This is a genomic window from Methylobacterium bullatum, from assembly GCF_014845095.1.
GTDB lineage: Bacteria > Pseudomonadota > Alphaproteobacteria > Rhizobiales > Beijerinckiaceae > Methylobacterium > Methylobacterium bullatum.
The window spans coordinates 1-23,495 of the sequence record NZ_NKUG01000209.1 but is presented as its reverse complement, the minus strand read 5'-3'; the positions used below and the strand labels follow the sequence as shown (position 1 = coordinate 23,495).

Here is a 23,495-nt window from a genome sequence, read left to right as displayed (position 1 = left end):
CCCTCTCCCCGCGTGCGGGGAGAGGGGAGCCAGGGGAGGCCATCTCAGTTCGGGCCAGAGGTCACTTCAGGCCGTAGGTCTGGGCGAGTTCCGGGTCCTTCTCGGCCACCAGCCGGGCCAGATCGACGATGACCTTGGCCTGCTTCCAGGTGGCGTCGTCCTGCATTTTGCCGTCGAGCATCACCGCACCGGTGCCGTCCGGCATCGCCTCGACGATCCGCATCGCGAAGGCGACCTCCGCCGGATCGGGGGCGAAGACGCGCTTGGCGATGGCGACCTGGTTCGGGTGCAGGGTCCAGGCGCCGGCGCAGCCCATGAGGAAGGCGTTGCGGAACTGGGCCTCGCAGGCATCCCCGTCCGAGAAGTCGCCGAACGGGCCGTAGAAGGCCTTGAGGCCGTTGGCCATGCAGGCATCGACCATCTTGGCGATGGTGTAGTGCCAGAGGTCCTGCTGGGCGCTGGCCCGGGCGGCGCCGTCGCTCGTCGGGTCGGCGATGACGCGGTAATCCGGGTGGCCGCCGCCGACGCGGGTGGTCTTCATGCCGCGCGAGGCGGCGAGATCGGCGGGGCCGAGGCTCATACCGTGCATGCGCGGGGAGGCGGAGGCGATGGCGTCCACGTTGGCGACGCCCTCGGCCGTCTCCAGGATGGCGTGGACGAGGATCGGCTTGCCGACGCCGTGCTTCGCTTCGAGCTGGGCCAAGAGCTGGTCGATGTAGTGGATGTCCCACGGACCCTCGACCTTGGGCACCATCACCACGTCGAGCTTGTCCCCGACCTGGGACACGATCTCGAACAGGTCGTCGAGAATCCAGGGGCTGTTGAGGGCGTTGATACGGGTCCACAGGCCTGTGCCGGACGCGGCGAAATCGGTCGCCTGCGCCATGGCGACGAAGCCCTTGCGGGCCGCCTCCTTCTGGTCGACCGGCACGGCGTCCTCGAGGTTGCCGAGCACCACGTCCACGGTGGCGGCGAGGTCCGGCACGCGGGCGCGGACCTTGTCGTTGTGAGGCGGCACGAAGTGGATCATCCGCTCGAGCTTCACCGGCAGGTCACGGAACGGGGCCGGGGCGCCAGTGGCGAGGGGCTGGAAGAAGCGGCGCGGCAATTTCATGGGGTCTCGGGCTCCGTGTGTCGATCGATCGTCGGACTGGGTCATCGCTCTGGATATCGTATTCAGGACGATGCCATAGGATGTTCAGGGCGCATCATCTTTGCCGAAAACTCGGGTCGGACTTTTCGGGGTGAGGCTCTAGCCTCGAAGCGGTTAGTCAAGGTTACCCCCCACGTAAAGGCGGGTTCGAGGCGAAGACCACTTTCCCAACGACGTGCGCTGGCGCATGTTCGACGCAGGGGCCCGTGCAGCGGGTAGGAACCGGCGGGTACAGGCCGGGTTCTCGCAACAGAGGCGGGCGTTTCGAGACTCATCAAGGACACTCTCTCATGTCCGGATCATCGACCCGACACGGTCTCCTCTACGCTGCCGGCCTCGTCGCGATGCTGAGCGTCGCCGCGCCGGGCGAAGCCGCTCCGGCCCATGCGGGCGCTCCGGCGAGAACCGCTTCTCCCAGGGACTCCTCCAAGGCATCGCCCGCCAGAGCATCCGAGCGCGTGCCGTTCACGGCCGGTGACGCCGCCGAGGCCCGGCCCGACGGCCTGAAGGGCCAGCTACGGATCGCGGCCGACGACACCAAGGCATTCCAGAGCCTCATCGACGGGGCGAGCGCGGCGGCCGATCCGTGGCTTGTCCTGTCGGGTGGCGGCGAGAACGGGGCCTTCGCCGCCGGCCTCCTCAACGGCTGGTCGAAGGCCGGCGACCGGCCCGATTTCGGAATCATCACCGGGGTGAGCACGGGGGCGATGATCGCGCCCTTCGCCTTCCTCGGCTCCAGCGCCGATGCGACGCTGGCGCGGGCCTATACCGAGATCTCCGCCGCCGACGTGTTCGAGTTCGGCGGCACCAATGAGGCCCTCACCGATACCTGGCCGCTCAAGCGCCGGATCGACCGGATGGTGACGGGCAAGCTTCTCGCCGACATCGCCGCCGAGCACGCCAAGGGACGGCGCCTGCTGGTGGCGACCACCGCCGTGGACAGCGAGCGCCCGGTCCTGTGGGACATGGGCGCCATCGCCTCCGAGGGCAGCCCGAAGGCACTCGACCTGTTCCGCTCGATCATCCTCGCCTCCTCGGCGGTGCCGGGCGTGTTCCCGCCGGTGATGATCGACGTGGTCGGTACGGACGGGAAGCGCTTCCAGGAAATGCATGCGGATGGCGGCACCACGGCGCCGTTCTACCTGGCGCCGGAAGCCGCGATCCTCGGCAAGGCCAAGGTGAGGCTTCCCACGAGAACGGTCTACCTCGTGGTCAACAACACGGTGACACCGGACTTCCAGATGGCCACACGCACGACCCTGAGCGTGCTCGGCCGCGCGATGTCCGCCGCGATCAAGGCGCAGACCCGCGCGGCGCTCGCCCTCACGGAGCGTTTCGCCGAACGCAACGGCCTCGATCTCGAGGTGGCCGAGATCGACAACCGGTTCACGCGCACCAGCTCGGCACCCTTCGACCAGGATTACATGAAGGCCCTGTTCGCCCATGGCGAGAGCCTCGGGCGCGACGGCACCGCCTTCAGCCGCGGAACCCCCGCCGCCTCGATCCCCACCGGATCGACGGGCGAACGTGTCGGGTCGGCGGAATCGCCGACGAGTCTCGCCCGGCGCTGACCGTCACCGCATCAGCGAGGGTGCGCCGAGGCGCGGCAGAACCCCCTCGCGCATGACGATGCGGCGCAACGGTCCGATCGTCGTCATCGCCAGGAGTCCGAGGCCGCGCAGGGCGTCGATGGGGATCAAAGAACTGAGCAGGCTGCGGTTGAGGGTGTCCACCGCCGCCGTGCGCAGGCGGGCATCCAGCGACCGGGACCGGGCAAAGCCGGACAGGGCCTGGCGCGCGCCGGGATCGCGCCCGTCCGAGGTCGCGGCCAGGACGCTGTCGCGCAACGCCGCCGCATCGCGCAGGCCGAGATTGAGCCCCTGCGCACCGATGGGAGGGAAGGCGTGGGCCGCCTCGCCGACAAGGGCGATGCGCGGCCCGACCGGGGAGGCGACGGAGAGGCCCCGCATGGGCACGAGCCCGCGCGGCCCGTCGATGCGCATGGCCCCGAGCATGGCCTGGGCCTGGTTCTCGATGGCGCGCGCGAGGTCGGCATCCTCCAGTTCGGAGAGGCGCCGCGCCGGTCCCGCGCCGGTGACCCAGACGAGGCTGGACCGATGCCCACCGGGGAGGGGGACCAGGGTGAACGGCCCCTGCCGGGTATGGAACTCGGTGGAGACGTCCCGGTGCGGGCGCTCGTGGGCGAGCAGCGTGGTGATGGCGGCCTGCGGGTAGGACCACTCCCTGGTGGCGATGCCGGCCTGCTCCCGCATGCGCGAGCGGGCCCCGTCCGCGCCGACGACGAGGCGAGCGGCGACGGGCCCGCCCTCTTCCAGACCGATCCGGGCCTCGTCGGCATCCCGTTCCAGCCCCACCGCGTCGCTCTCGAACAGGGTCAGGCCGGGAGCCGACCGGGCCTGCGCCCGCAGGGTCTCCACGAGGCGGGCGCTCTCCACATTCCAGCCGAAGGCGGGAAGGCCGATCTCGGTGGACACGAACCGGGCCGGCGGCGGGCGGAACAGGCTGCCCGTGTCATCGACGATATGGAGTTCGGCGAGCGGTGCTGCATGCGGCGCCACCTCCGCCCAGGCCCCCAGCGCGTCGAGGAAGCGCACCGACCCGTCGAGGAGGGCGACCGTGCGTCCATCGGCGACGGGGGCGTGGCGGCCGACGAGGGCCGTGGCGATGCCCTCTCGGGCCAAAGCCAGGGCGAGACCGAGCCCGGCGGCACCCGCGCCGACGACGGCCACGTCGAAACGGGGAGGGGACGAATCCATGCATCGCTCCTCGGCGAGGGGTGCCCTCACCAGACCAGTCGAAGCGGCACCGACCGGACCGCTGCCGTTTCAAATAGGTGCCGTCCGTCTCGGGTCACCTCGCTGTGGCATTGCCACGCTGCGGCTTCTAGCATCAGCTGAGCGTCCCGACAGGGGCAGAGTGCCCCGGAGGTTGCCCCATCATGAGAGCGTCGTCATGAGCCTCGCCATCGCGCTGCTGGCGCTCGGATTCCTGATGCTCGTCGCCTATCGCGGCTTCAGCGTCATCCTGTTCGCCCCGGTGGCGGCGCTCCTCGCCGTGCTCCTCACCGACCCGTCCGCCGTGCTGCCGGTCTTCTCCGGCCTGTTCATGGAGAAAATGGTCGGCTTCGTGAAGCTGTACCTGCCGGTCTTCCTCCTCGGCGCGGTGTTCGGCAAGGTCATCGAGCTCTCGGGTTTTTCGCGGTCGATCGTCACGGCGGTGATCGATCTCGTGGGCGCGCGCCGGGCGGTGCTCTCCATCGTGCTGGTGTGCAACCTGCTCACCTATGGCGGCGTCTCGCTCTTCGTCGTGGTGTTCGCGGTCTATCCCTTCGCGGCGGAAGCCTTCCGGCTGAGCGAGATCCCCAAGCGCCTCATCCCCGGCACCATCGCGCTCGGCGCCTTCTCCTACACGATGGATGCGCTGCCCGGCACGCCGCAGATCCAGAACATCATCCCCACCACCTTCTTCGGCACCAACACCTGGGCGGCCCCCTGGCTCGGTCTGATCGGCGCCGCCTTCATCCTCGTGGCCGGCGTGGCCTATCTCGACCGGCGCATCGCCTCGGCCAAGGCCAGAGGAGAGGGCTACGGCAGCGGCCACACCAACGAGCCGACGCCCGTCTCCGACGAAGCCCTGGCGCATCCCCTGGTGGCGCTGCTGCCGCTCGTCGTGGTCGGCCTCTCGAACCTCGCCTTCACCGCGCTCATCCCGCGCCTCTACGGGGCGAAGACCGAGACCATGCTGGCGGGGCTCGACAAGCCCATCGTCACCACGGTCTCGTCGGTCACCGCGATCTGGGCGGTGGAACTGGCGCTGCTGGCCGGCATCCTCACGGTCTTCGTCTTCGCCTGGAAACCGGTCTCGAAGAGCTTCGCCGAGGGTAGCCGCGCGGCGGTGGCCGGCTCGCTGCTGGCGGCCATGAACACGGCCTCCGAATACGGGTTCGGCGCGGTCATCGCGGCACTGCCGGGATTCATCGTCATCCGCGAGGCCCTGTCGGCCATCCCCGACCCGCTGGTGAACGAGGCGGTGACGGTGACGGCGCTGGCCGGCATCACCGGCTCGGCCTCCGGAGGGCTGAGCATCGCCCTCGCCGCCATGTCCTCCACCTTCATCGCGGCGGCGCAGGCGGCCCATATCCCCATGGAGGTGCTGCATCGGGTGGCCGCCATGGCGAGCGGCGGCATGGACACACTGCCCCATAACGGCGCCGTCATCACCCTGCTCTCGGTGACGGGGCTGACACACCGGCAGGCCTATGCCGACATCTTCGCGATCACCGTGCTCAAGACCAGCGCGGTGTTTCTCGTGATCGGGGTCTATTACCTGACCGGGCTGGTGTGAGGCTCGGTCAGAGGCATCGCGGTTCCCGATGGCCTGGACTTTCTCAGGGCGCGGGCGGCCAATGCCGCGACATCCGATGCGACGGGAGCCTTCCGATGGATCGTCGAACCTTCCTGACACTCGCGGCCGCCGGTGCCGCATTCCCGCTTGGCGCGGACCCGGCCAAGGCGGAATCAGCCAAGGCGGACCCAGGCAAGGCGGACCCAGGCAAGGCGGCCCCGCCGCCGGCGCGGAACGTCGTCCTCGTCCACGGCCTGTTTGCCGACGGGTCGTGCTGGTCCGAGGTCATCGCGCGGCTGCAGGCGGCGGGCCTGACCGTCACCTCCGTGCAGAACCCGCTGACCACCCTCGACGAGGCGGTGGCTTCGGTGCGGCGGGTGCTGGCGCGGCAGGACGGGCCGACCGTGCTCGTCGGCCATTCCTTCGCCGGCATGATCGTCTCCGAGGCCGGCACCGATCCGAACGTATCCGCCCTCGTCTACGTGGCGGCCCGCGCGCCGGATGCCGGCGAGGATTATGCGGCCCTGGCACGAACCTTTCCGACGCCCCCCGCCAGCGCCGGCATCGTCTTCGACGGCGAATACGGGCGCCTCGGCGAGGCGGCCTTCCTGCGTGATTTCGCCGGCGACCTTCCCGAGGCGAAGGCGAAGGTGCTCTACGCGGTGCAGCAGCCCTTCGCGAAGGCGCTGCTGGCGGGCAGGACCACCCAGGCGGCCTGGCGATCGAAGCCGAGCTTCTACGCGGTCTCGACGGAGGATCGGACGATCGACCCCGATCTCGAACGCTTCATGGCGAAGAGGATGGGCGCCACGACGATCGAGGTGACGGCGAGCCACCTGTCCCTGATCTCCCAGCCCGACACGATCGCGAGGCTGATCCTGAACGCCGCCGGACGGCCCTGAGGCATCTCGCGGGGTCAGGGCGTTGCGACAGACCGAACTCCCGTTTGCCGACTGCCGGGACCTGTCCTATCGTCCGATGCGGCGGTGCCGGATCATCGCCGGGAGAGGAGAGCTCACCATGGCATTCTTCATCGGGATCGCAGGTCCCTGGCTGGTTATCGCTGTCCTCGACCTCCTGGCGATCCGCCGCGACCTGGAACTGTCGCGGATCCCGTGAAAAGCTTCAGCCTTCCGGCTCCTCGACGATCTTCAAGGTGAGTTGCGTGAACGGCCTGATCTCCCAGGCGATCCCGGCCTTGAACATCATCACCACCCGGCAGCGGTCCATGACCTCGAAGGCGGGAAGGCCTGGCTCCGGCTGGAACACGAGCCCCGCGACGACGGCGGGATCGTAATCGGCGGGCCTGATCCAGACGATCTCTTCCATGGAACGCGGCCCCCTCCTGCGCAGCTGCCGGGGAACGATACCGACCGGCCTGTCTCACGCGAAGCCGGGCGATGGTCTGCAACGGCCATGCCGCCCGCGCCTCCGGCCGGGCACCTCTATCGGCAGCGCCGGGCTTGCTCCTTAAGGCCGGTAGCTTATGTCGCGTCCATCGAACAGACGAGGAGAGACGACGATGCCCAAGGCGATCCGGGTCTACGAGTATGGCGAGCCCGAGGTGATGCGCTACGAGGAGGTGGCGGTCGGCGAGCCCGGCCCCGGCCAGATCCGCGTCCGCCAGACGGCCATCGGCGTCAACTTCATCGACATCTACTTCCGCTCGGGCGCCTACAAGGCGGCGCAGCTCCCCTTCACGCCCGGCAAGGAGGGGGCGGGCGTGGTCGCCGCCATCGGCGAGGGCGTCACCGGGTTCCGGGTGGGTGAGCGCGTGGCCTACGGTTCGGCCGAGGGTACCTATGCGGAGGAGGTGGTGATCAATGCCGGCGCCGCCGTGCATCTCGCCGACGGGGTCGACGACGCCACCGCCGCGGCCATGATGCTGAAGGGCCTCACCGCCGAGTATCTCCTGCACCGGACATGCCCGGTGAAGCCGGGCGACACGATCCTGTTCCACGCCGCCGCCGGCGGCGTCGGCCTCATCGCCTGCCAATGGGCCAAGCATATCGGCGCCACCGTCATCGGCACGGTGGGCTCGGCCGAGAAAGCGGAGCTGGCGCGGGCCAATGGCTGCGACCACGTCATCCTCTACCGCGACGAGGATTTCGCCGCGCGGGTGAAGGAGATCACCGGCGGCAAGGGCGTGCGCGTCGTCTATGACGGCGTCGGCAAGGACACCTACCCGGCCTCCCTCGACTGCATCGCCCCGCTGGGGATGTTCGTGAGCTTCGGCTCCGCCTCCGGCCCGATCGAGAACTTCAATCTGGCCCTCCTCGCCCAGAAGGGCTCGCTCTTCGCCACGAGGCCCACGCTGTTCACCCATGCGGGGACGCGGGCCACCCTCGATTCCATGGCCGAGAACCTGTTCGGCGTGGTGGCGAGCGGGGCGGTGAAGATCCCCGTCCATGCGCGGGCGAAGCTCGCCGACGCGGTGCAGGTGCACAAGGATCTGGCCGGACGCCAGACCACGGGAGCCACGGTCATGACCCCGTGATCCGGGTATCCCGTGATCCCGGGATCACCTGAAGACAGGAGGAGGCGGATGATGCCCCCAGACGAGCGTGACCTTCTCCTCGTGGTCGACGTCCAGAACGACTTCCTGCCCGGCGGAGCCCTCGCGGTGCCGGACGGTCATGCGGTGATCGCCCCGATCAACCGCCTCGCCGCCCTGTTCCCGCACGTGGTCCTGACCCAGGACTGGCATCCGCCGGGCCATGTCTCCTTCGCCTCCAGCCATGCGGGGAAGTCCCCCTTCGAGACCGTGGACCTCGCCTACGGCCCTCAGGTCCTCTGGCCCGACCATTGTGTCGAGGGCTCGCCCGGTGCCCGTTTCTCGTCCGAGCTTCACGTCGATTGGGCCGAACTGGTCATGCGCAAGGGCTATCATGCCCATACCGACAGCTACTCGGCCTTCTTGGAGGCCGATCGGAATACGCGAACGGGGCTCGACGGATACCTGCGCGAGCGCGGGTTCGAACACCTCTATCTCACCGGTCTCGCCACCGATTACTGCGTGCTCTGGAGCGCGCTCGATGCCCGCAAGGCAGGCTTTGCCGTCACCGTCATCGAAGATGCGGTGCGGGGGATCGATATCGACGGATCGGTGGAACGCGCTTGGGCGACCATGCGTGAGGCCGGGATCGAACGGATCACGAGCGGAGCGATCGGGGGCGGGTAGAGCCTGAACACGCCGGTGCGCGGTCCTACACCGCGCTCCCGTAGAGGTCGTAGGCGTCAGCCCGCTCGATCTTCACGGTGACGATGTCACCGACCCGCAACGGCCGGCGCGAGGTGACGTGGACGTTGCCGTCGATCTCCGGCGCGTCGTATTTCGAGCGGCCCTTGGCGATGCCGCCATTGGCCTCGTCGATGATGACGGGCAGGCGCTTGCCCACGCGCGCCTTCTGCAAGCGGGCCGAGACACCCTGCTGCGCCTCCATGAAGCGGCGCTTGCGCTCGGCCTTGAGTTCCGGCGGGACGAGATCGCCGAGTCCGTTGGCCACCGCGCCGCCTACGGGCTCGTATTCGAAACAGCCGACGCGCTCGAGCTTGGCTTCGCGGATCCAAGTCAGCAGTTCTTCGAACTCGGCCTCGGTCTCGCCGGGGAAGCCGACGATGAAGGTCGAGCGGATGGCGAGGTCCGGGCAGATCTCGCGCCAGCGCCGGATCCGTTCGAGCTGTTTCTCCTGGTTGCCCGGCCGGCGCATGCGCTTGAGCACGGACGGGCTGGCGTGCTGCAGCGGCATGTCGAGATAGGGAAGGATCTTGCCCTCGGCCATCAGCGGGATGACGTCGTCCACGTGCGGGTAGGGATAGACGTAATGCATCCGCACCCAGGCACCGAGCTCGCCGAGTTCGGCGGAGAGATCGTAGAACTTCGCCCGCACCTCTCGGTCGCGCCAGGGGCTCGTGGCGTAGCGGATATCGACGCCGTAGGCGCTAGTGTCCTGCGAGACCACCAGCAATTCCTTGACGCCGGCTTTGACCAGCTTCTCGGCCTCGCGCAGCACGTCGCCCGCCGGCCGGCTGACCAGGTCGCCGCGCAGGGAAGGAATGATGCAGAAGGTGCAGCGGTTGTTGCAGCCCTCGGAAATCTTCAGATAGGCGTAATGGCGTGGGGTGAGCTTCACCCCCTGCGGCGGCACAAGATCGAGGAACGGGTCGTGCGCCGGGGGCACCGCCTCGTGCACGGCGGCGACCACCGATTCGTAGGCCTGCGGCCCGGTCACCGCGAGGAGGTTCGGATACTTTTCGCGAATTTCCTCGGGCTGCGCGCCCATGCAGCCGGTGACGATGACGCGACCGTTCTCGGCCATGGCCTCGCCGATGGCCGAGAGCGATTCGGCCTTGGCCGAATCGAGGAAGCCGCAGGTGTTGACGATGACCACATCCGCCCCGTCATGCCGGCGCGCGAGCTCATAGCCTTCCGCCCGCAGATGCGTGAGGATGCGCTCGGAATCCACCAGCGCCTTGGGGCAGCCGAGAGAGACGAACGAGATCTTGGGCGCGGCTTTCGCCGGGGTCGGAATGGTGACGGGTACGGTCATGGTCGCTCGTCGGTCGCGGCCGAGGAAAACTCGACCGGCCGTGATTCTCGGGGCGGAGGGTGCCGGGTTGCAGCCTTCCTATACGCCCATCGTCGCGCGGTTGCGAGGGCGGCGGTTCCGGGCACCATGCCGACAGCCTGCACGGCCCATGCAGCCCGCGCGGCTTCCGTCGAACCGCGACCCGTGTCACCTGTGGCGCGTTATCAGGAAACCATGCCGCAGGAGGGGCCCGTGTCCCCGCCCGCGCGAAGCTCTTAAGTCCGACAGCATCATGTGGACCCGCGAGATCCCCTTCATCGATCCCGTCGCGGCGGCGGAGGCGTTCTCGTCCCTGCCGGGGCTGGCCTTCCTCGACAGCGCCATGCGCCACGAGACCCTGGGGCGCGTCTCGATCGTGGCCGCCGACCCGTTCGGGCGGTTCCGCTACGCGAACGGCCGCGCGACGCTCGACGGACGGCCCCTCGAGGGGCGGCAATCCGGCGAAACTGGCCTGGAGGCCCTGCGCGCCTGCCTCGCGCCCTACCGGCTGGCGGGCGACGAGGGAACCGGCTTTCCCGGCGGGGCCATCGGCTATTTCGCCTACGATCTCGGCGCGAGCCTGGAGCGGGTGAGGCCGCCGGCCCGCCGCGCCGGCCTCACCGACGACATCGCCTTCAACCTCTACGACACGGTCCTGTCCATCGACCATGACAGCCGGACCTGCCGGCTCGTCGCCACCGGCTTTCCGGAGCTCACGGAATCCGCCCGCGCCGACCGGGCACGGGCGCGGCTCGACCGTTTCGCGGAGCTGCTCGCGGCCGCCGGCCCCAGGCCGAGGACCGAGACGCCGCCGCTTGCCTGGCACTCCAACTTCACCAGGGCCTCCTACGAGGCGGCGGTGGAGACGGTGCGCGACTACATCCGGGCCGGGGACATCTACCAGGCCAACATCGCCCAGCGCTTCGAGGCGGCGCTGCCGGCGGGATACGATCCCTTCTCGCTCTATCACCGCCTGCGCGAGACCAACCCGGCGACCTTCGGCGCCTATCTGTCCTTCGGTGCTCTCACCATCGCGTCGAGCAGCCCCGAGCGCTTCATGAAGCTGCAGGGCAGGGCGGTGGAGACCCGGCCGATCAAGGGCACCGTGCGCCGGGTGGAGGATCCCGCCGAGGACCGGGCTCTGGGCGAAGCGCTCCAGGCCAACGTCAAGGAGCGGGCCGAGAACATCATGATCGTCGATCTCCTGCGCAACGACCTCTCGCGCATCTGCGAGCCGCACAGCGTCAAGGTGCCGGTCCTGTGCGGGCTCGAATCCTACGCCTCGGTCCATCACCTCGTCTCGGTGGTGACCGGGACCCTGCGCCAGGGCCTCGACGCCATCGACCTGATCGCCGCCACCTTCCCCGGCGGCTCGATTACCGGGGCGCCGAAACTGCGCGCCATGGACATCATCACGGAGATCGAGGGCGATGCCCGCGAGCTCTATTGCGGCGCCATCGGCGCCATCGGGTTCGACGGGTCGCTCGACACCTCCATCGCCATCCGCACCGTGTTCATGGACGAGGCCCGCGCCGTGCTCCAGGCCGGGGGAGGGGTGACGCTCCTCTCCGACCCGGCCGCCGAATACGAGGAGACCCTGACCAAGGCGGCTCGGGTCTTCGCTGCCTTCGAGCCCGACCGGAACGAGCGCGGGGCGCCATGATCCTCGTCGTCGACAATTACGATTCCTTCGTCTTCAACGTGGTGCGCTACGTGGAGGAGCTCGGCCAGGAGGTGAAGGTGCTGCGCAACGACGCCGTCGACGTCGCCGGCATCCGCGCGATCGCCCCCGAGGCGCTGATCCTCTCTCCCGGCCCCTGCACCCCCAACGAGGCCGGCGTGACCCTGCCCGCCATCGAGGCCCTGTCCGGCGAGATCCCGATCCTCGGCGTCTGCCTCGGCCACCAGGCCATCGGCGCGGCCTTCGGTGGAAGGGTCGAGCGGGCGGCGCGGCCGCTCCACGGCCAGGCGACGGCGATCCGGCATGACGGGTCCGGCCTGTTCGCGGGCCTGCCCGACCCGATGCAGGTGGGCCGCTACCATTCCCTCATCGTCACGCCCCAGCCCGGCATGGACGAATCCCTCGTTATCGACGCCGTGTCGGGGGAGGGCGAGGTGATGGCCCTGTCCCACCGGCGCCACCCGACGATGGGCGTGCAGTTCCACCCGGAATCGGTGCTGACCGAGAACGGCCACGCGGTGTTCGGCAACTTCCTCGACCTGGCGCGCCGGTGGCGGGAGACCCGCGATGCTGTGGTTTGACGGCGCCCTCCACGAGGGCAACCGCCACGGTTTCGACCTCGCCGACCGGGGCCTGACCCTCGGGGACGGTCTCTTCGACACGGCCCTCTGCCTCGGAGGCCGCATCGCCTTCCGGGAGGCGCATCTCGCCCGGCTCGCCGCCTCGGCCGCGGATCTGGGCTTTTCCATCGACCGGGAAGCGGTGGGGGAGGCGATGCATCTCGTCGCCGCCGCCATCGGCGACGGGGCGCTCCGCACCACGATCACCCGCGGCTCCGGCCCGCGCGGCCTCGCCCCGCCGGAGCCGGCCCGCCCGGTCTGGTGGATCGCCGCCACGCCGCGCCGGGCGGGATCGGGTTTCGCGCCGGTTTCGCTGAATCCGAGCACGATCCGCCGCAACGAGACCTCGCCGGCCGCGAGGATCAAGACGCTGGGCTATCTCGACGCCATCCTCGCCGCCCGCGAGGCGAGGGCGCGGGGCCTCGACGAGGCCCTGTTCCTCAACACCAGAGGCCACCTCGCCTGCGCCGGGACCGGCAACCTCTTCGCAATCCTGGACGGGCGCCTCGTCACCCCGCCCCTGTCGGACGGCGTGCTGCCCGGCATCGTCCGGGCGCAGGTTCTCGGCTTGGCGCGATCCCTCGGCATCGGGACCACGGAACGCTCCCTCGCCCTCGAGGAGGTCCTGGCCGCCGAGGCGGTGGTCATGACCAATTCCCTGCGCGGCCTGTCCCCCGTCACGGCGATCGGGACGACGGCGTTTCCCGGCGGGCACGAAGCCGTTGCCGCGTTGAGCCACGGGCTCCGCCGTCTCATCGCCGAGGAATGCGGCGTCGCGCCGGAAGCGGCGTGAGGCCGGGCGGCATCGCGCCGAAGGCCCACAGCCGCCTGCTCTCGCGGCTATGCCTCGCCGCGCTCTATGGCGGCATCGGCCTCCTCCACCTCGCGGCCGCCGACAAGTTCCTGCCGATCATGCCCGATTGGGTGCCCTGGCCGAGGCAGGTCGTCATCCTGACGGGCTTCTACGAACTCGCCTGCGTGGCGGGCCTGTTCGTCGCGCGCACCCGCCGCGCCGCCGGCTACGCCCTGGCCGCCTACGCGATCTGCGTGTTCCCGGCCAACATCAAGCACGCGGTGGAGGGGATCTCCGTTCCCGGCCTGCCCGACAGCTGGTGGTATCACGGCCCCCGCCTCGCCCTGCAGCCGGTTCTGGTCTGGTGGGCGCTCCACGCCACGCGGATCGTCGATTGGCCGTTCGGGCGGCGCTAGAGCGCGCGCGGGCGAACGGACCGAAGCGAGCCGGCGATCAGGCTTTCGAACGCTTCACCCGCTGCCAGGCGGCCTCCATGGCGGAAAGATCGGCCTCGTCCAGGCTTGCCCCATCCTCCGCGATCAAAGCCGCCATGGCGTGGAAGCGCCGCTCGAACTTGATATTCCCTCTTTTCAAGGAATATTCCGGGTCTATTCCGGAATGCCGGGCGAGATTCACCACCGCGAAGAGCAGGTCGCCGATCTCCTCGGCGAGGTGATCCGGATCGTCCCGCCCGAGCGCGTCGGCGACCTCGTCCACCTCCTCGCGGATCTTGGCGATGACCGAGGCCGCGTCCGGCCAATCGAATCCGTGCCGCGCCGCGTTGCGGCTGATCTTCTCGGCCCGGGTGAGGGCGGGCAGGGCCTTGGCGACGGAGCCGAGGAGGTCGCCCCCGGCGTGTTCGGACCGCCCCGTCTTCTCCGACCGCTCCGCCGCTTTCGAGGCGGTCCAATTGGCGTCGAGCTGCGCCAGGCTCAGGCGCTCGGGGCCGTCCGCCAGCGGCGACCCATCCGCCTCGAACACATGCGGATGCCGCCGGATCAGCTTGTCGCAGATCGTCCGGACCACGTCGTCGAAGGCGAAGCTCCCGGCCTCCTCGGCGACCCGCGCCTGGAACACGACCTGAAGCAGGAGGTCGCCGAGTTCCCCCTGGAGATCGGCAAGATCGCCGCGTTCGATGGCGTCCACCACTTCGTAGGCTTCCTCCAGCGTGTAAGGCGCGAGGGTTTCGAGGGTCTGGACCTGGTCCCAGGCGCAGCCCCGTTCGGGATCGCGCAGGGTCGCCATCAATCGCAGCAGGGTCTCGATCGGCGAGTCGGATGTCACGGGTTCACCACGCTTGGGAAATCGGAGGATCGGGGAGAAGCGGAAGCGAGTGTCGGACCAGGGTTAGGCCACGCGGCGGGGTTCCCTCAACCCGCTGTCGCAAGGTGCGCGGTCCATCCTCGTCTGTGCCGAACCTGTGGACCGGGAGAGGAGGAATTCTGGAAATTCCAAGATATCGATCAAAAAATCGTGCTGTCCGGCAAAACGAACGATCCACCGGACCCTTAGGAAAGATATCAGTAACCTCTTTTTAGAGAGTCAGTTCAGCAAGTTATATGGGACGGCGAATTCGCGTGGTCGTCCCGTGTGTTGAGCCCCTTTCGCGTATCGAACTCTGCGCGCGGACGTATCGAACTCTGCGTGACTCCGTATCGGATTCTGCGCTGTCGCGGCCCAGATCCGTATGGGATTCTGCGCCGATCCGTATGGAATTCTGCGGGGAGAACGGGGTTTGCCGGTGAAGTATGGGGATAGAACGGAATTCCGGCCCGTATCGAACTCTGCGTAGGCGCCGGAACGGCCAGGGGGCGGTCTCTTCCGGTGGCGGGATCGCCGAACGGGTGCGGCCCATCCCCCGGTTGCCAGGTTTCGTGGCCGGGCCCTTCGCCGAGCCCTTGGCCCGACTCCGTGGATTGTCGGGATAAGATCCGGCCCCGGCGACTCCTGGCCTCGGAATCGTGCGATGGCGGACGTTCAGTGACGAGGCCGCCGGTATCGATGACAGCCATGGGGATCGAGGAGAAACTCGCCCAGATCCGTGATCCCGACCTCTTGGAGGAGGTCGAGGCCGGCCGCGGCAGCTTCCTGTTCGGAAGCATCGTCGAGCACATCCTCCACCGGCAGCGTGCCCGCGACGCCGAGGCCTCGATCCTGCGCGAGGCCGCCGACATGCGCGGCGCCATGCCCCGCGACCGGCGTCGGCGCGACATGGTGCGCGAGGTCATCGAGAACGAACCGACCCTGCCGGAGAACCTGCAGCACATCCACAGCGTGCTGGCCCTGTGCGGCCTGCCTTATCGCGATCCGGGCGATGCCCGCGAGTTCTTCCGGGAATACGGCCGCAACTCCCTCAGCCTGCTGGCCGGCCGCCTCAAGAACCCGGTCAATGGCGAGATGGAGTTCCAGGGCCTGCCCTACGGCCCCAAGGCCCGCCTCGTCCTGCTGCATCTCTGCACCGAGGCGGTGCGCCAGCGCAGCCCCACCATCACGGTGGCCGACAGCCTGTCGGGCTTCATGAAGGAGATGGGATTTTCCGTCACCGGCGGCGAGCGCGGCACGATCCGGCAGTTCAAGGAACAGCTCAACCGGCTCGCCGCCTGCACCCTGCAGATCGGCCTCTGGGACGGCAGCGACAAGGCCAGCACCCTCAACGTGCCGCCCTTCCGCCAACTCGACCTCTGGCTCTCGCACGGATCGGGGGAGGGGCAGGTCTGGTCGAAGACCGTCCAGTTCCACCAGGATTTCTACGACAACCTGATCCAGCACGCCCTGCCGGTGGATATCCGCGCGGCCCGCGCCTTCGCCGGATCGGCCCGCAAGCTCGATCTCCTGTTCTGGCTCGGCTACCGCCTGCGCGTCCTGCAGCGCCCGCTGCGGCTGACCTGGGCCAACCTGCACAGCCAGTTCGGCGCCGACAATGCCAGCATCCGCAGCTTCCGGCAGGCGTTCAAGGCCGATCTCGCCCATATGCAGGAGGTCTTCCCGAAACTGCCCGTCTCCCTCGACGAGGCCGGCATGATGCTCCAGCCCGCCCATCCCAGCGCCCTGCTGGTGCCGCCCAGGCTCGGCGGGGCGAAGGCGGGCGCATCCAAGGCCGGTGCGGCACGGCGCGCCCTCGCGGGCTGAGGCATCTTCCAAATATCCGTTGGGAATATTCCATTATGATGCGTCTTCTGTTAGATATTCCGTAATTGGAATATTCCAGAGGTGCCACCATGTTCCTGACGGAAGCCGAGGCCGAGGCGCGCCTCTCCGACCTCTATCGTGAACGGTCCCGCATCGAGCGGGCCATCGCCGACCTCACGCTCTTCCTCGATATCGGGCGTCGGATATCCGTGCCCGCCCGAGGGGCAGTGGACGGGTGGCGCGATCCGGCCCCGGTCGCCCCGTCGCCGGATACGGCAAGCGAAGAGCCCGCCGGCGAGTCCGGCGGCGACCGGTCGCAGGCCCGGCGCGAGGGCCGTCTCCTCATAGAGGCGGCCTCCGAGATCCTCGAGGAGGCGGGCCGTCCCCTCCATGCCGCCGAGATCCTGGAGGGACTGACCCTGCGCGGCCTGTCGGTCCCCGGCATCGACCCGGTGGCCGCCCTCAACACCCGGCTCTGGAAGCGCTCGGGACCCGACGGTCCGTTCCAGCGCCTCGGCGACGCGGTCTATGCCCTCGCCTCCGGGCCCGACGACGAATGAGGCTCAGAACCGCCCATTCCGGGTGATCTCGGCGATGATCTTTTCGCGGGCGGCGCGCGAGGCGGCGAATCGCGCGCGGGCCGCCGCGACCACCTCGGGCGAGGCCGTGCCGGGATGGCCCGCCGAGAAGGGCGGGGCCGGCGCGTATTCGAGGGCCAACTGGATCGTCTCGGCTTCCGTCCGGCCGGCGAGCTCGGCCACCGCCGCGAGGGCGAAATCGAGACCGGCCGTGACGCCGCCTCCGGTGATGATCCGTCCGTCGCGCACGATCCGCTCGTCGACCGGGATCGCCCCGAACGCGGCCAGCAGGTCGAGGGCGCCCCAATGGGTCGTCGCGCGCTTCCCCCGCAGCAGGCCCGCCGCCCCGAGGATGAGGGCGCCGGTGCAGACCGAGGTGACGAGGATCGGCCGCTCGGCCTGGGCGCGCACGAAATCGAGCACGGGCGCGTGCGTCATCAGGGCGTTCACGCCGATCCCGCCCGGAATGCACAGGAGGTCGAGGGGCGGGCAGGCGGTAAGATCCGTCGTGGGCGTCAGCGGCAATCCGGTGGCGCTGACGATGGTGGCGCGGTCGAGGCCGACGAGATGGACGCGCGCCCCCGGCAGCGAGGCGAAGACCTCGTAGGGCGCGGTGAGGTCGAGTTGCTGCACGCCCTCGAAGGTCAGGAGGCCGATCTCGAAGCGGATCTCGGTCTGGGACATGGCAAGGGTCTCCGGGAGGGGGGGCGGCAACGGAAAGTCCGCGACTGGACAGGTCCGACGATACCGGCGCAGGTTGCCGGCCGACATGACCAAAAACCCTCCTATCCTGCCAAACCATCCGCTTCGGGAGCCGCCCCTCGCCGGGGCGATCATCACCGTGGCGATCCTGGCCTATCCCGGGGTGCAACTCCTCGATGTGGCCGGTCCGCTCCAGGTCTTTGCCACCGCCAACGACCTTTTCGTCGATGCCGGCCGGCCATCCCCTTATCGCGTCAGCGTCGTCGCCGAGCGCGCCGGCTCCGTCGCCACCTCGTCGGGCCTCGCGCTGACGGCCGAGGGGCTGGTCCCGGATACCGGCTCCATCGACACGCTGATCGTCGCCGGCGGGCGAGGGGTTCAGGCCCAGCTCGACAATGCCGACCTTCGGAGCTGGCTGCGCGCGCGGGCCGCCCGGTCGCACCGCGTCGCCTCGGTCTGCACCGGCGCCTTCCTCCTCGGGGCGGCGGGCCTCCTCGACGGCCGCCGGGTGGTGACCCACTGGACCCGCTGCGACGCCCTCCGGGCCCTCTATCCGGCGGCGAGGGTCGAGGCCGACCCGATCTTCATCCGCGACGGCGCGCTTTGGACCTCGGCCGGGGTCACTGCCGGCATCGATCTCGCGCTCGCCCTGGTGGAGGCCGATCTCGGGCGGGAGACGTCCCTGGCCGTGGCGCGGCACCTCGTCGTGTTCCTCAAGCGCCCCGGCGGGCAGGCCCAGTTCAGCGCCGCCCTTTCGCTCCAGGGCGGCGACGACCGGTTCGGCCGCCTCCATGCCTGGATCGGCGAGAACCTCGCCGCCGATCTGACGATCCCCGCTTTGGCCGACCGGGCCGGGATGAGCCCGCGCAGCTTTGCCCGGCATTACCGCGCCGCGACGGGCCGCAGCCCGGCCGAGGCGATGGAGGGCATCCGTTTCGAGGCCGCCCGCCGGCTGCTGGAGGAGACCGACCTGCCGCTGAAGCGCATCGCCGAACGCTGTGGCTTTGGCGCGGAGGAGACCCTGCGCCGGGTCTTCCTGCGCCGGATCGCGACGACGCCCGGCGAGTACCGCCGTCGTTTCGCTGCTTTTGCGTGATCCTGGCAGCCCTCCTCCGATGCGGGCGAATTTGACTTTCCCGGCCGCATCATCGACACCGCCGCCCGTCGCGGCATCGACCGATCGTCAAGGGCTGCCCGTCGGCCCGGAGCCGCCCCATGTCCGCCCCACTGCGTCCCGTCTCATGAGAACCGCCGATGCCGGACATGCCGTCCCGCCCGGCGCCGAAGCGGGTTTCCTCGACAGGCTGATCGAGGCGGCCTCGGCGAGCCATGCCCGCGCCTGCGCCCTGCTCCTGGCTCTCTGCCTCGTCTGCTTCCTGCCGGGCTTCGTCTCGCTCCAGCCGATGGACCGCGACGAGCCGCGCTTCGCCCAGGCCTCGAAGCAGATGATCGAGACCGGCGATATCGTCGACATCCGATTCCAGGGCGAGGCGCGCCACAAGAAGCCGGTGGGGATCTACTGGGTGCAGGCCTCCGTGGTGAAGGGGGCCGAGGCCCTGGGGCTCGACCGGGCCCGCACCACCATCGCGCTCTATCGCGTGCCCTCGCTGATCGGCGCGCTGCTGGCGAGCCTGTTCACCTACTGGGCGGCCCTCGCCTTCCTGCCGCGCCGGGGCGCGCTCGTCGCCGCCGCCCTGTTCTCGGCCTGCATCATGATCTCGGCGGAGGCGCGCCTCGCCAAGACGGACGCCCTCCTCACCGCCTGCTCGGTCGCCGCGATGGGCGCGCTGGCGCGGGTCTGGCTCGGCCGGATCACGCCCGGACGGACGCGGGGCCGGCCCGATCTCACGACCGTGCTGGTGTTCTGGCTGGCCATGGCGATCGGCATCCTGATCAAGGGGCCGATGGTGCCGCTCTTCGTCGGGCTCGCCGCGCTCGCGCTGTCGCTGAAGGAGCGGTCCGGCCGCTGGCTCATGGATTTGCGTCCCGGCCTCGGCCTCGGGCTGACCCTGGCCATCGTCGCCCCCTGGTTCGTCGCCATCGCCTGGAAGAGCGGCGGCGCGTTCTTCGGCGAGGCGGTCGGGCACGACATGCTGGGCAAGGTCGGCGGTGCCGCCGAGAAGCACGGCGCGCCGCCCGGCACCTATCTGGCGGTGTTCTTCGCCACCTTCTGGCCGGGAGCTGCCTTCGCGGCGCTGAGCGCGCCCTTCGCCTTCGCCAACCGGCGCGACGATGCGATCGCGTTCCTCCTCGCCTGGATCGTGCCCGCCTGGATCCTGTTCGAGGCGGTGCCGACCAAGCTGCCGCATTACGTCCTGCCGCTGATGCCGGCCGTGGCGATCCTCACCCTCCTGGCCGTGGCGCGCGGCGCCCTCGATCCGGGCCGGCGGGGAGCCAGGGCCGTGGCCGCCCTGGTGGTGCTGATCCCGGTCGGCCTGACCCTCGGCCTCGTCGGGGTGGCCTGGACCTTCGACCACGTGATCCCCGTCGCCGGGCTGCCGCTGCTGCTGGCCTCCTGCGCTGCCGCGATCCTCGCTGTCGTCCTGTTCGCCCGCCGCCTGCCCGAACGGGCGCTGGCCTGCGCTATCCTGGCCTCGGCCCTGCTCTCGCCGGCGGTGTTCGGGCTGACCCAGCCGGTGCTCGCGGCGCTGAAGGTCTCGCCGCGCCTCGCCGCCCTCCGCGACGGGCTGCCCTGCGCCGCCCCGAAGGTCGCCAGCCTCGGCTACCGCGAGCCGAGCCTCGTCTTCCTCATCGGGACCGATCTCGCCATGATGAACACCGGTGCCGAGGCGGCGGAGTTCCTGGCAGGGGGCGGTTGCCGCCTCGTCTTCGTCACCGAGCCGCTCCTGGACGAGTTCCGGCGGGCGGAAACAAGCGTTAAGGCTGCCCCGGTGGGCCGGGTCTCCGGCTTCAACATCAACAGCGGCCGGCGGATCGACCTCTCGGCCTATGCGGTGACCCCGTGACCCAAACCGACACAGCCCCCTCCACCCGCCTGTCCATCGTCGTCCCGGTGAAGAACGAGGCCGGCAATGTCGAGAGCCTCGTCACCGAGATCGAGCGCGCCTGCTCGGCCCTGGTCCCGTTCGAGGTGATCTACGTGGATGACGGCTCCACCGACGCCACCGGGGCGATCCTCGCGGATCTGCGCCGCAGCCGGCCCTGGCTGCGCGTGATCCGCCATGCCCGCAGCGGCGGGCAGTCGGCCGCGATCCGCAGCGGCGTCGCCGTGGCGCGGGGCGCCCTCATCGCGACCCTGGACGGCGACGGCCAGAACGATCCGGCCTTCATCCCCGCTCTGGTGGCGGCCCTGGAGGAAGGCGGCCGGAGCACCGGCCTGGCCCAGGGCCAGCGCGTCGGCCGCAAGGACGGGCGCCTGAAGAGCCTGCAATCGCGCATCGCCAACGGCGTGCGCGGCCGCATCCTCAAGGACGACACCCGCGATACCGGCTGCGGCATGAAGGTGTTCCGGCGCGAGGTCTACCGGGCGCTGCCCTATTTCGATGCGCTGCACCGCTTCATGCCGGCCCTCGTCGCCCGCGAGGGCTACCGCGTGGTCCATGCCGACGTGGTCGACCGGCCGCGTTTCACCGGGCGCTCCAATTACGGCCTGTTCGACCGGCTCTGGGTCGGCCTCCTCGATCTCGCGGGGGTGTGGTGGCTGATCCGCCGCAAGCGGCCCTCGCCCGAGGCGGTGGAGGTCGCGCTCGTCACGGACAGGGAGGCCTGAACCCATGCTGATGCAGCTTTCGGAAGATCTGGGCGGCTACGCCTATGACATCTTCGTCACCAAGTTCGACGGCTGGCTCGTCTTCGGCATCCTGGCCCAGGTGGTGTTCGGTGCCCGCTTCATCCTGCAATGGTTGGCGAGCGAGAAGGCCGGCCGCAGCGTCATGCCGCTCTCGTTCTGGTTCCTCTCCATCGCGGGCGGGCTGATGACCCTGGTCTACGGGCTGGTGCGGCGCGAGCCGGTCATCATCTTCGGGCAGGCTCTCTCGACGGGCATCTATCTGCGCAACGTCGCGCTGATCCTGAAGGAAGAGCGTCGGAAGCCCGGGGCGGATTCCGTTCCGTGACGTCCTCGGCATGACTCCCCCGACGATTGCGCTGCCGGATTTCTTCGACGATCTCGACGCCAGCCTGGCCCATCTCTGGCGGCTTCTGGAGGACGGGCCGAGGCTGCGCCGCAACGCCTTCCACATGCCGGCCCTCGCCACGGTGGATGCCGACGGCTGCCCGCAGGTCCGCACCATCGTCCTGCGCGAGGCCGAGCGGCGGACCGGGATCCTGCGCTTCCATTGCGACCGCCGGTCCCGCAAGGCCGACGAGATCGCCGCCTCCGGCCGGGCCGCGCTGCACGGCTACGATTCGGCGAGCAAGGTCCAGATCCGGGTCTCGGGTCCGGCCACGCTCCATACCGACGATGCCCTGGCGGATGCCGCCTGGGACGGATCGATGACGATGAGCCGGGTCTGCTACGGCGTGGCGCCGGGACCCGGAACCGAACTCGCCTCGGGCGAGGGCTATTTCCTGCCGGAGACCGACGCGGCCATCGCCGCCGGCCGGCCGAATTTCTGCGCGGTTCAGGTGAGCGCCACCCGGCTCGAATTCCTGTTCCTCGACCGGCGGGGACACCGGCGCGCCGCCTGGAAGCGGGACGGCGACGGCTGGGCGGGAACCTGGCTGGCGCCGTGAATACAACCCCTCCTCCCCACAAGGAGGAGGGAGGGGCTCACCCCATCGCGGCGCGTAACCGCGAAAATCCGGCATCGAGATCGGCCTGCAAATCCGAAACTTCCTCGAGGCCGATATGGAAGCGCAAGCCCGGTCCGCCCGGCTCCCAGCGCGTGACGGTGCGGTAGGTGCGGCAATCGAACGGGATGACGAGGCTCTCGAAGCCGCCCCAGGAAAAGCCCATCCCGAACAATTCCAGCCCGTCGAGCATCGCCGCCACGGCGTTCGCCGGAGCCGGTTTGAGGACCACTCCGAACAGGCCGGACGACCCGGAGAAGTCCCGCTTCCAGATGGCGTGGCCGGGATCCTCCGGCAGGGCCGGATGCAGCACCCGCAGCACTTCCGGCCGCGCCTGCAGCCAGCGCGCCATGGCGAGGCCCTGGCGCTCGTGCTCGCGCAGGCGCAGGTTCATGGTGCGCAGGCCGCGCAGGGCCAGGAACGCATCCTCCGGCCCGGCGCACATGGCGAAATGCTCGAAGGTGCGGTGGAGCGCCGGCCAGTATCGCTCGTTGGCCGAGGTGAGGCCGAGGAGCAGGTCCGAGCCGCCGCTGAGATATTTGGTCCCCGCCTCCACGGCGATGTCGACGCCCCGCTCATGCGGCGGGAAGAACAGCGGCGTCGCCCAGGTATTGTCCATGATGACGGCGGCGCCATGCGCATGGGCGACCTCCGCGATGGCCGGCACGTCCTGCATCTCGAAGCTCTGCGAGCCCGGCGCCTCCACCAGCACCGCTTTCGTATTCGCGCGCATCAGCTCGCCGATGCCGGCGCCGACGAGGGGATCGTAATAGGTCACCTCCACGCCGAAGCGCTTCAGCACGCCGTCGCAGAAGATGCGGGTGGGGCGGTAGGCGCTGTCGGTGACGAGGAGATGGTCGCCCGCGCTCACCACGCTCATCAGGGCGACCGTGAGGGCGGCCAGGCCGGAGGGGGTGAGCACCGTGCCCGCCGCCCCGGCGAGCTCGCTCCAGGCCTGGGTGAGCGAATCCATCGTCGGCGAGCCGCTGGTGCCGTAATCGTAGCGCCCGCGCCGGTGCTGCAGGTCGTCATAGGTCGGGAACAGCACCGTCGAGCCGCGATAGATCGGCGTGTTGACGAAGCCATGCTGCGCGGAGGGGTCGCGCCCCGCATGGACGAGGCGTGTGGCCGGGCCGAAGCGGGCGGGATCGCGG

Annotated in this window: 23 protein-coding genes; 16 read left to right on the top strand and 7 right to left on the bottom strand. The window is 69.7% G+C overall.

The window, feature by feature from the left end; genetic code table 11:
* Positions 1 to 61 precede the first annotated feature (61 nt).
* On the bottom strand, positions 62 to 1,114 hold the full coding sequence (locus MBTS_RS22025) for an HpcH/HpaI aldolase/citrate lyase family protein (protein ID WP_192216481.1): 1,053 nt from the start codon (positions 1,112 to 1,114) through the stop codon (positions 62 to 64).
* 329 nt (positions 1,115 to 1,443) lie between these two features.
* Between MBTS_RS22025 and MBTS_RS22020 the strand changes: the two genes are divergently transcribed.
* Positions 1,444 to 2,724, top strand: coding sequence for a patatin-like phospholipase family protein (locus MBTS_RS22020; protein WP_192216480.1), 1,281 nt, complete (start codon positions 1,444 to 1,446; stop codon positions 2,722 to 2,724).
* Between the two features lie 3 nt (positions 2,725 to 2,727).
* Here MBTS_RS22020 and MBTS_RS22015 read toward each other — a convergent pair whose 3' ends face one another.
* The gene (locus tag MBTS_RS22015) at positions 2,728 to 3,930 is read right to left on the bottom strand and encodes an FAD-dependent monooxygenase (RefSeq protein WP_192216479.1); all 1,203 of its coding nucleotides are present in this window, start codon (positions 3,928 to 3,930) and stop codon (positions 2,728 to 2,730) included.
* 196 nt (positions 3,931 to 4,126) lie between these two features.
* Here MBTS_RS22015 and MBTS_RS22010 point away from each other — a divergent pair, with 196 nt between their 5' ends.
* Positions 4,127 to 5,518: a GntP family permease gene (locus MBTS_RS22010; protein WP_056149689.1), complete on the top strand. Its 1,392-nt coding sequence runs from the start codon at positions 4,127 to 4,129 to the stop codon at positions 5,516 to 5,518.
* A 95-nt stretch (positions 5,519 to 5,613) separates the two neighbouring features.
* On the top strand, positions 5,614 to 6,420 hold the full coding sequence (locus MBTS_RS22005; RefSeq protein WP_147832631.1) for an alpha/beta fold hydrolase: 807 nt from the start codon (positions 5,614 to 5,616) through the stop codon (positions 6,418 to 6,420).
* A gap of 223 nt (positions 6,421 to 6,643) precedes the next feature.
* On the opposite strand, the gene MBTS_RS22000 is transcribed toward MBTS_RS22005, so the two are convergent.
* On the bottom strand, positions 6,644 to 6,847 hold the full coding sequence (locus MBTS_RS22000) for a hypothetical protein (protein WP_018043697.1): 204 nt from the start codon (positions 6,845 to 6,847) through the stop codon (positions 6,644 to 6,646).
* Positions 6,848 to 7,040: 193 nt separating this feature from the next.
* Here MBTS_RS22000 and MBTS_RS21995 point away from each other — a divergent pair, with 193 nt between their 5' ends.
* Both MBTS_RS21995 and pncA read left to right on the top strand, forming a co-directional pair.
* On the top strand, positions 7,041 to 8,015 hold the full coding sequence (locus MBTS_RS21995) for a quinone oxidoreductase family protein (RefSeq protein WP_192216478.1): 975 nt from the start codon (positions 7,041 to 7,043) through the stop codon (positions 8,013 to 8,015).
* A 48-nt stretch (positions 8,016 to 8,063) separates the two neighbouring features.
* Positions 8,064 to 8,699 (top strand): bifunctional nicotinamidase/pyrazinamidase, encoded by a 636-nt coding sequence (gene pncA, locus MBTS_RS21990; RefSeq protein ID WP_192216477.1) that lies wholly within the window; start codon positions 8,064 to 8,066, stop codon positions 8,697 to 8,699.
* Between the two features lie 25 nt (positions 8,700 to 8,724).
* Here the strand turns inward: pncA and rimO are convergent, their stop codons facing one another.
* Positions 8,725 to 10,068 carry a 30S ribosomal protein S12 methylthiotransferase RimO gene (rimO, locus tag MBTS_RS21985; RefSeq protein WP_056149685.1) on the bottom strand — a complete coding sequence of 448 codons (1,344 nt, stop codon included), beginning with the start codon at positions 10,066 to 10,068 and terminating at the stop codon, positions 8,725 to 8,727.
* A gap of 271 nt (positions 10,069 to 10,339) precedes the next feature.
* On the opposite strand from rimO, the gene pabB reads away from it, so the two are divergent.
* From pabB to MBTS_RS21965, 4 genes are read left to right on the top strand one after another with little or no spacing between them, the layout of a single operon-like run.
* A complete protein-coding gene (gene pabB, locus MBTS_RS21980; protein WP_147832633.1) occupies positions 10,340 to 11,749 on the top strand; it encodes an aminodeoxychorismate synthase component I in 1,410 nt (469 codons plus the stop codon).
* Positions 11,746 to 12,348 carry an anthranilate synthase component II gene (locus MBTS_RS21975; protein WP_147832634.1) on the top strand — a complete coding sequence of 201 codons (603 nt, stop codon included), beginning with the start codon at positions 11,746 to 11,748 and terminating at the stop codon, positions 12,346 to 12,348. The genes pabB and MBTS_RS21975 overlap by 4 nt, the downstream gene beginning before the upstream one ends.
* Positions 12,335 to 13,180, top strand: a complete 846-nt coding sequence (locus MBTS_RS21970) for an aminotransferase class IV (protein ID WP_147832635.1) — start codon at positions 12,335 to 12,337, stop codon at positions 13,178 to 13,180. The genes MBTS_RS21975 and MBTS_RS21970 overlap by 14 nt, the downstream gene beginning before the upstream one ends.
* Positions 13,153 to 13,596, top strand: coding sequence for a DoxX family protein (locus MBTS_RS21965; RefSeq protein ID WP_238253885.1), 444 nt, complete (start codon positions 13,153 to 13,155; stop codon positions 13,594 to 13,596). The genes MBTS_RS21970 and MBTS_RS21965 overlap by 28 nt, the downstream gene beginning before the upstream one ends.
* A gap of 37 nt (positions 13,597 to 13,633) precedes the next feature.
* Here the strand turns inward: MBTS_RS21965 and mazG are convergent, their stop codons facing one another.
* Positions 13,634 to 14,464, bottom strand: a complete 831-nt coding sequence (gene mazG / locus MBTS_RS21960) for a nucleoside triphosphate pyrophosphohydrolase (RefSeq protein ID WP_192216476.1) — start codon at positions 14,462 to 14,464, stop codon at positions 13,634 to 13,636.
* A 726-nt stretch (positions 14,465 to 15,190) separates the two neighbouring features.
* Here mazG and MBTS_RS21955 point away from each other — a divergent pair.
* Both MBTS_RS21955 and MBTS_RS21950 read left to right on the top strand, forming a co-directional pair.
* Complete coding sequence (locus MBTS_RS21955) at positions 15,191 to 16,309, top strand: replication protein RepA (RefSeq protein WP_056149677.1); 1,119 nt, start codon at positions 15,191 to 15,193, stop codon at positions 16,307 to 16,309.
* Positions 16,310 to 16,398: 89 nt separating this feature from the next.
* A complete protein-coding gene (locus MBTS_RS21950) occupies positions 16,399 to 16,869 on the top strand; it encodes a winged helix-turn-helix domain-containing protein (RefSeq protein WP_056149674.1) in 471 nt (156 codons plus the stop codon).
* A 3-nt stretch (positions 16,870 to 16,872) separates the two neighbouring features.
* On the opposite strand, the gene MBTS_RS21945 is transcribed toward MBTS_RS21950, so the two are convergent.
* On the bottom strand, positions 16,873 to 17,571 hold the full coding sequence (locus MBTS_RS21945) for a DJ-1/PfpI family protein (RefSeq protein ID WP_056149672.1): 699 nt from the start codon (positions 17,569 to 17,571) through the stop codon (positions 16,873 to 16,875).
* A gap of 85 nt (positions 17,572 to 17,656) precedes the next feature.
* Here MBTS_RS21945 and MBTS_RS21940 point away from each other — a divergent pair, with 85 nt between their 5' ends.
* From MBTS_RS21940 to MBTS_RS21920, 5 genes are all read left to right on the top strand, one after another.
* Complete coding sequence (locus MBTS_RS21940) at positions 17,657 to 18,685, top strand: GlxA family transcriptional regulator (protein WP_238253886.1); 1,029 nt, start codon at positions 17,657 to 17,659, stop codon at positions 18,683 to 18,685.
* A 145-nt stretch (positions 18,686 to 18,830) separates the two neighbouring features.
* Positions 18,831 to 20,555 carry an ArnT family glycosyltransferase gene (locus MBTS_RS21935; protein ID WP_192216475.1) on the top strand — a complete coding sequence of 575 codons (1,725 nt, stop codon included), beginning with the start codon at positions 18,831 to 18,833 and terminating at the stop codon, positions 20,553 to 20,555.
* Positions 20,552 to 21,319, top strand: coding sequence for a glycosyltransferase family 2 protein (locus MBTS_RS21930; protein ID WP_192216474.1), 768 nt, complete (start codon positions 20,552 to 20,554; stop codon positions 21,317 to 21,319). Before MBTS_RS21935 ends, MBTS_RS21930 begins: the two co-directional genes overlap by 4 nt.
* Positions 21,320 to 21,323: 4 nt before the next feature.
* Complete coding sequence (locus tag MBTS_RS21925) at positions 21,324 to 21,665, top strand: lipid-A-disaccharide synthase N-terminal domain-containing protein (protein ID WP_192216473.1); 342 nt, start codon at positions 21,324 to 21,326, stop codon at positions 21,663 to 21,665.
* Between the two features lie 10 nt (positions 21,666 to 21,675).
* On the top strand, positions 21,676 to 22,284 hold the full coding sequence (locus tag MBTS_RS21920; protein WP_192216472.1) for a pyridoxamine 5'-phosphate oxidase family protein: 609 nt from the start codon (positions 21,676 to 21,678) through the stop codon (positions 22,282 to 22,284).
* 37 nt (positions 22,285 to 22,321) lie between these two features.
* Here the strand turns inward: MBTS_RS21920 and metC are convergent.
* Positions 22,322 to 23,495 (bottom strand): cystathionine beta-lyase (gene metC / locus MBTS_RS21915; protein ID WP_192216471.1); only part of this gene is annotated, 1,174 nt, incomplete at its 5' end.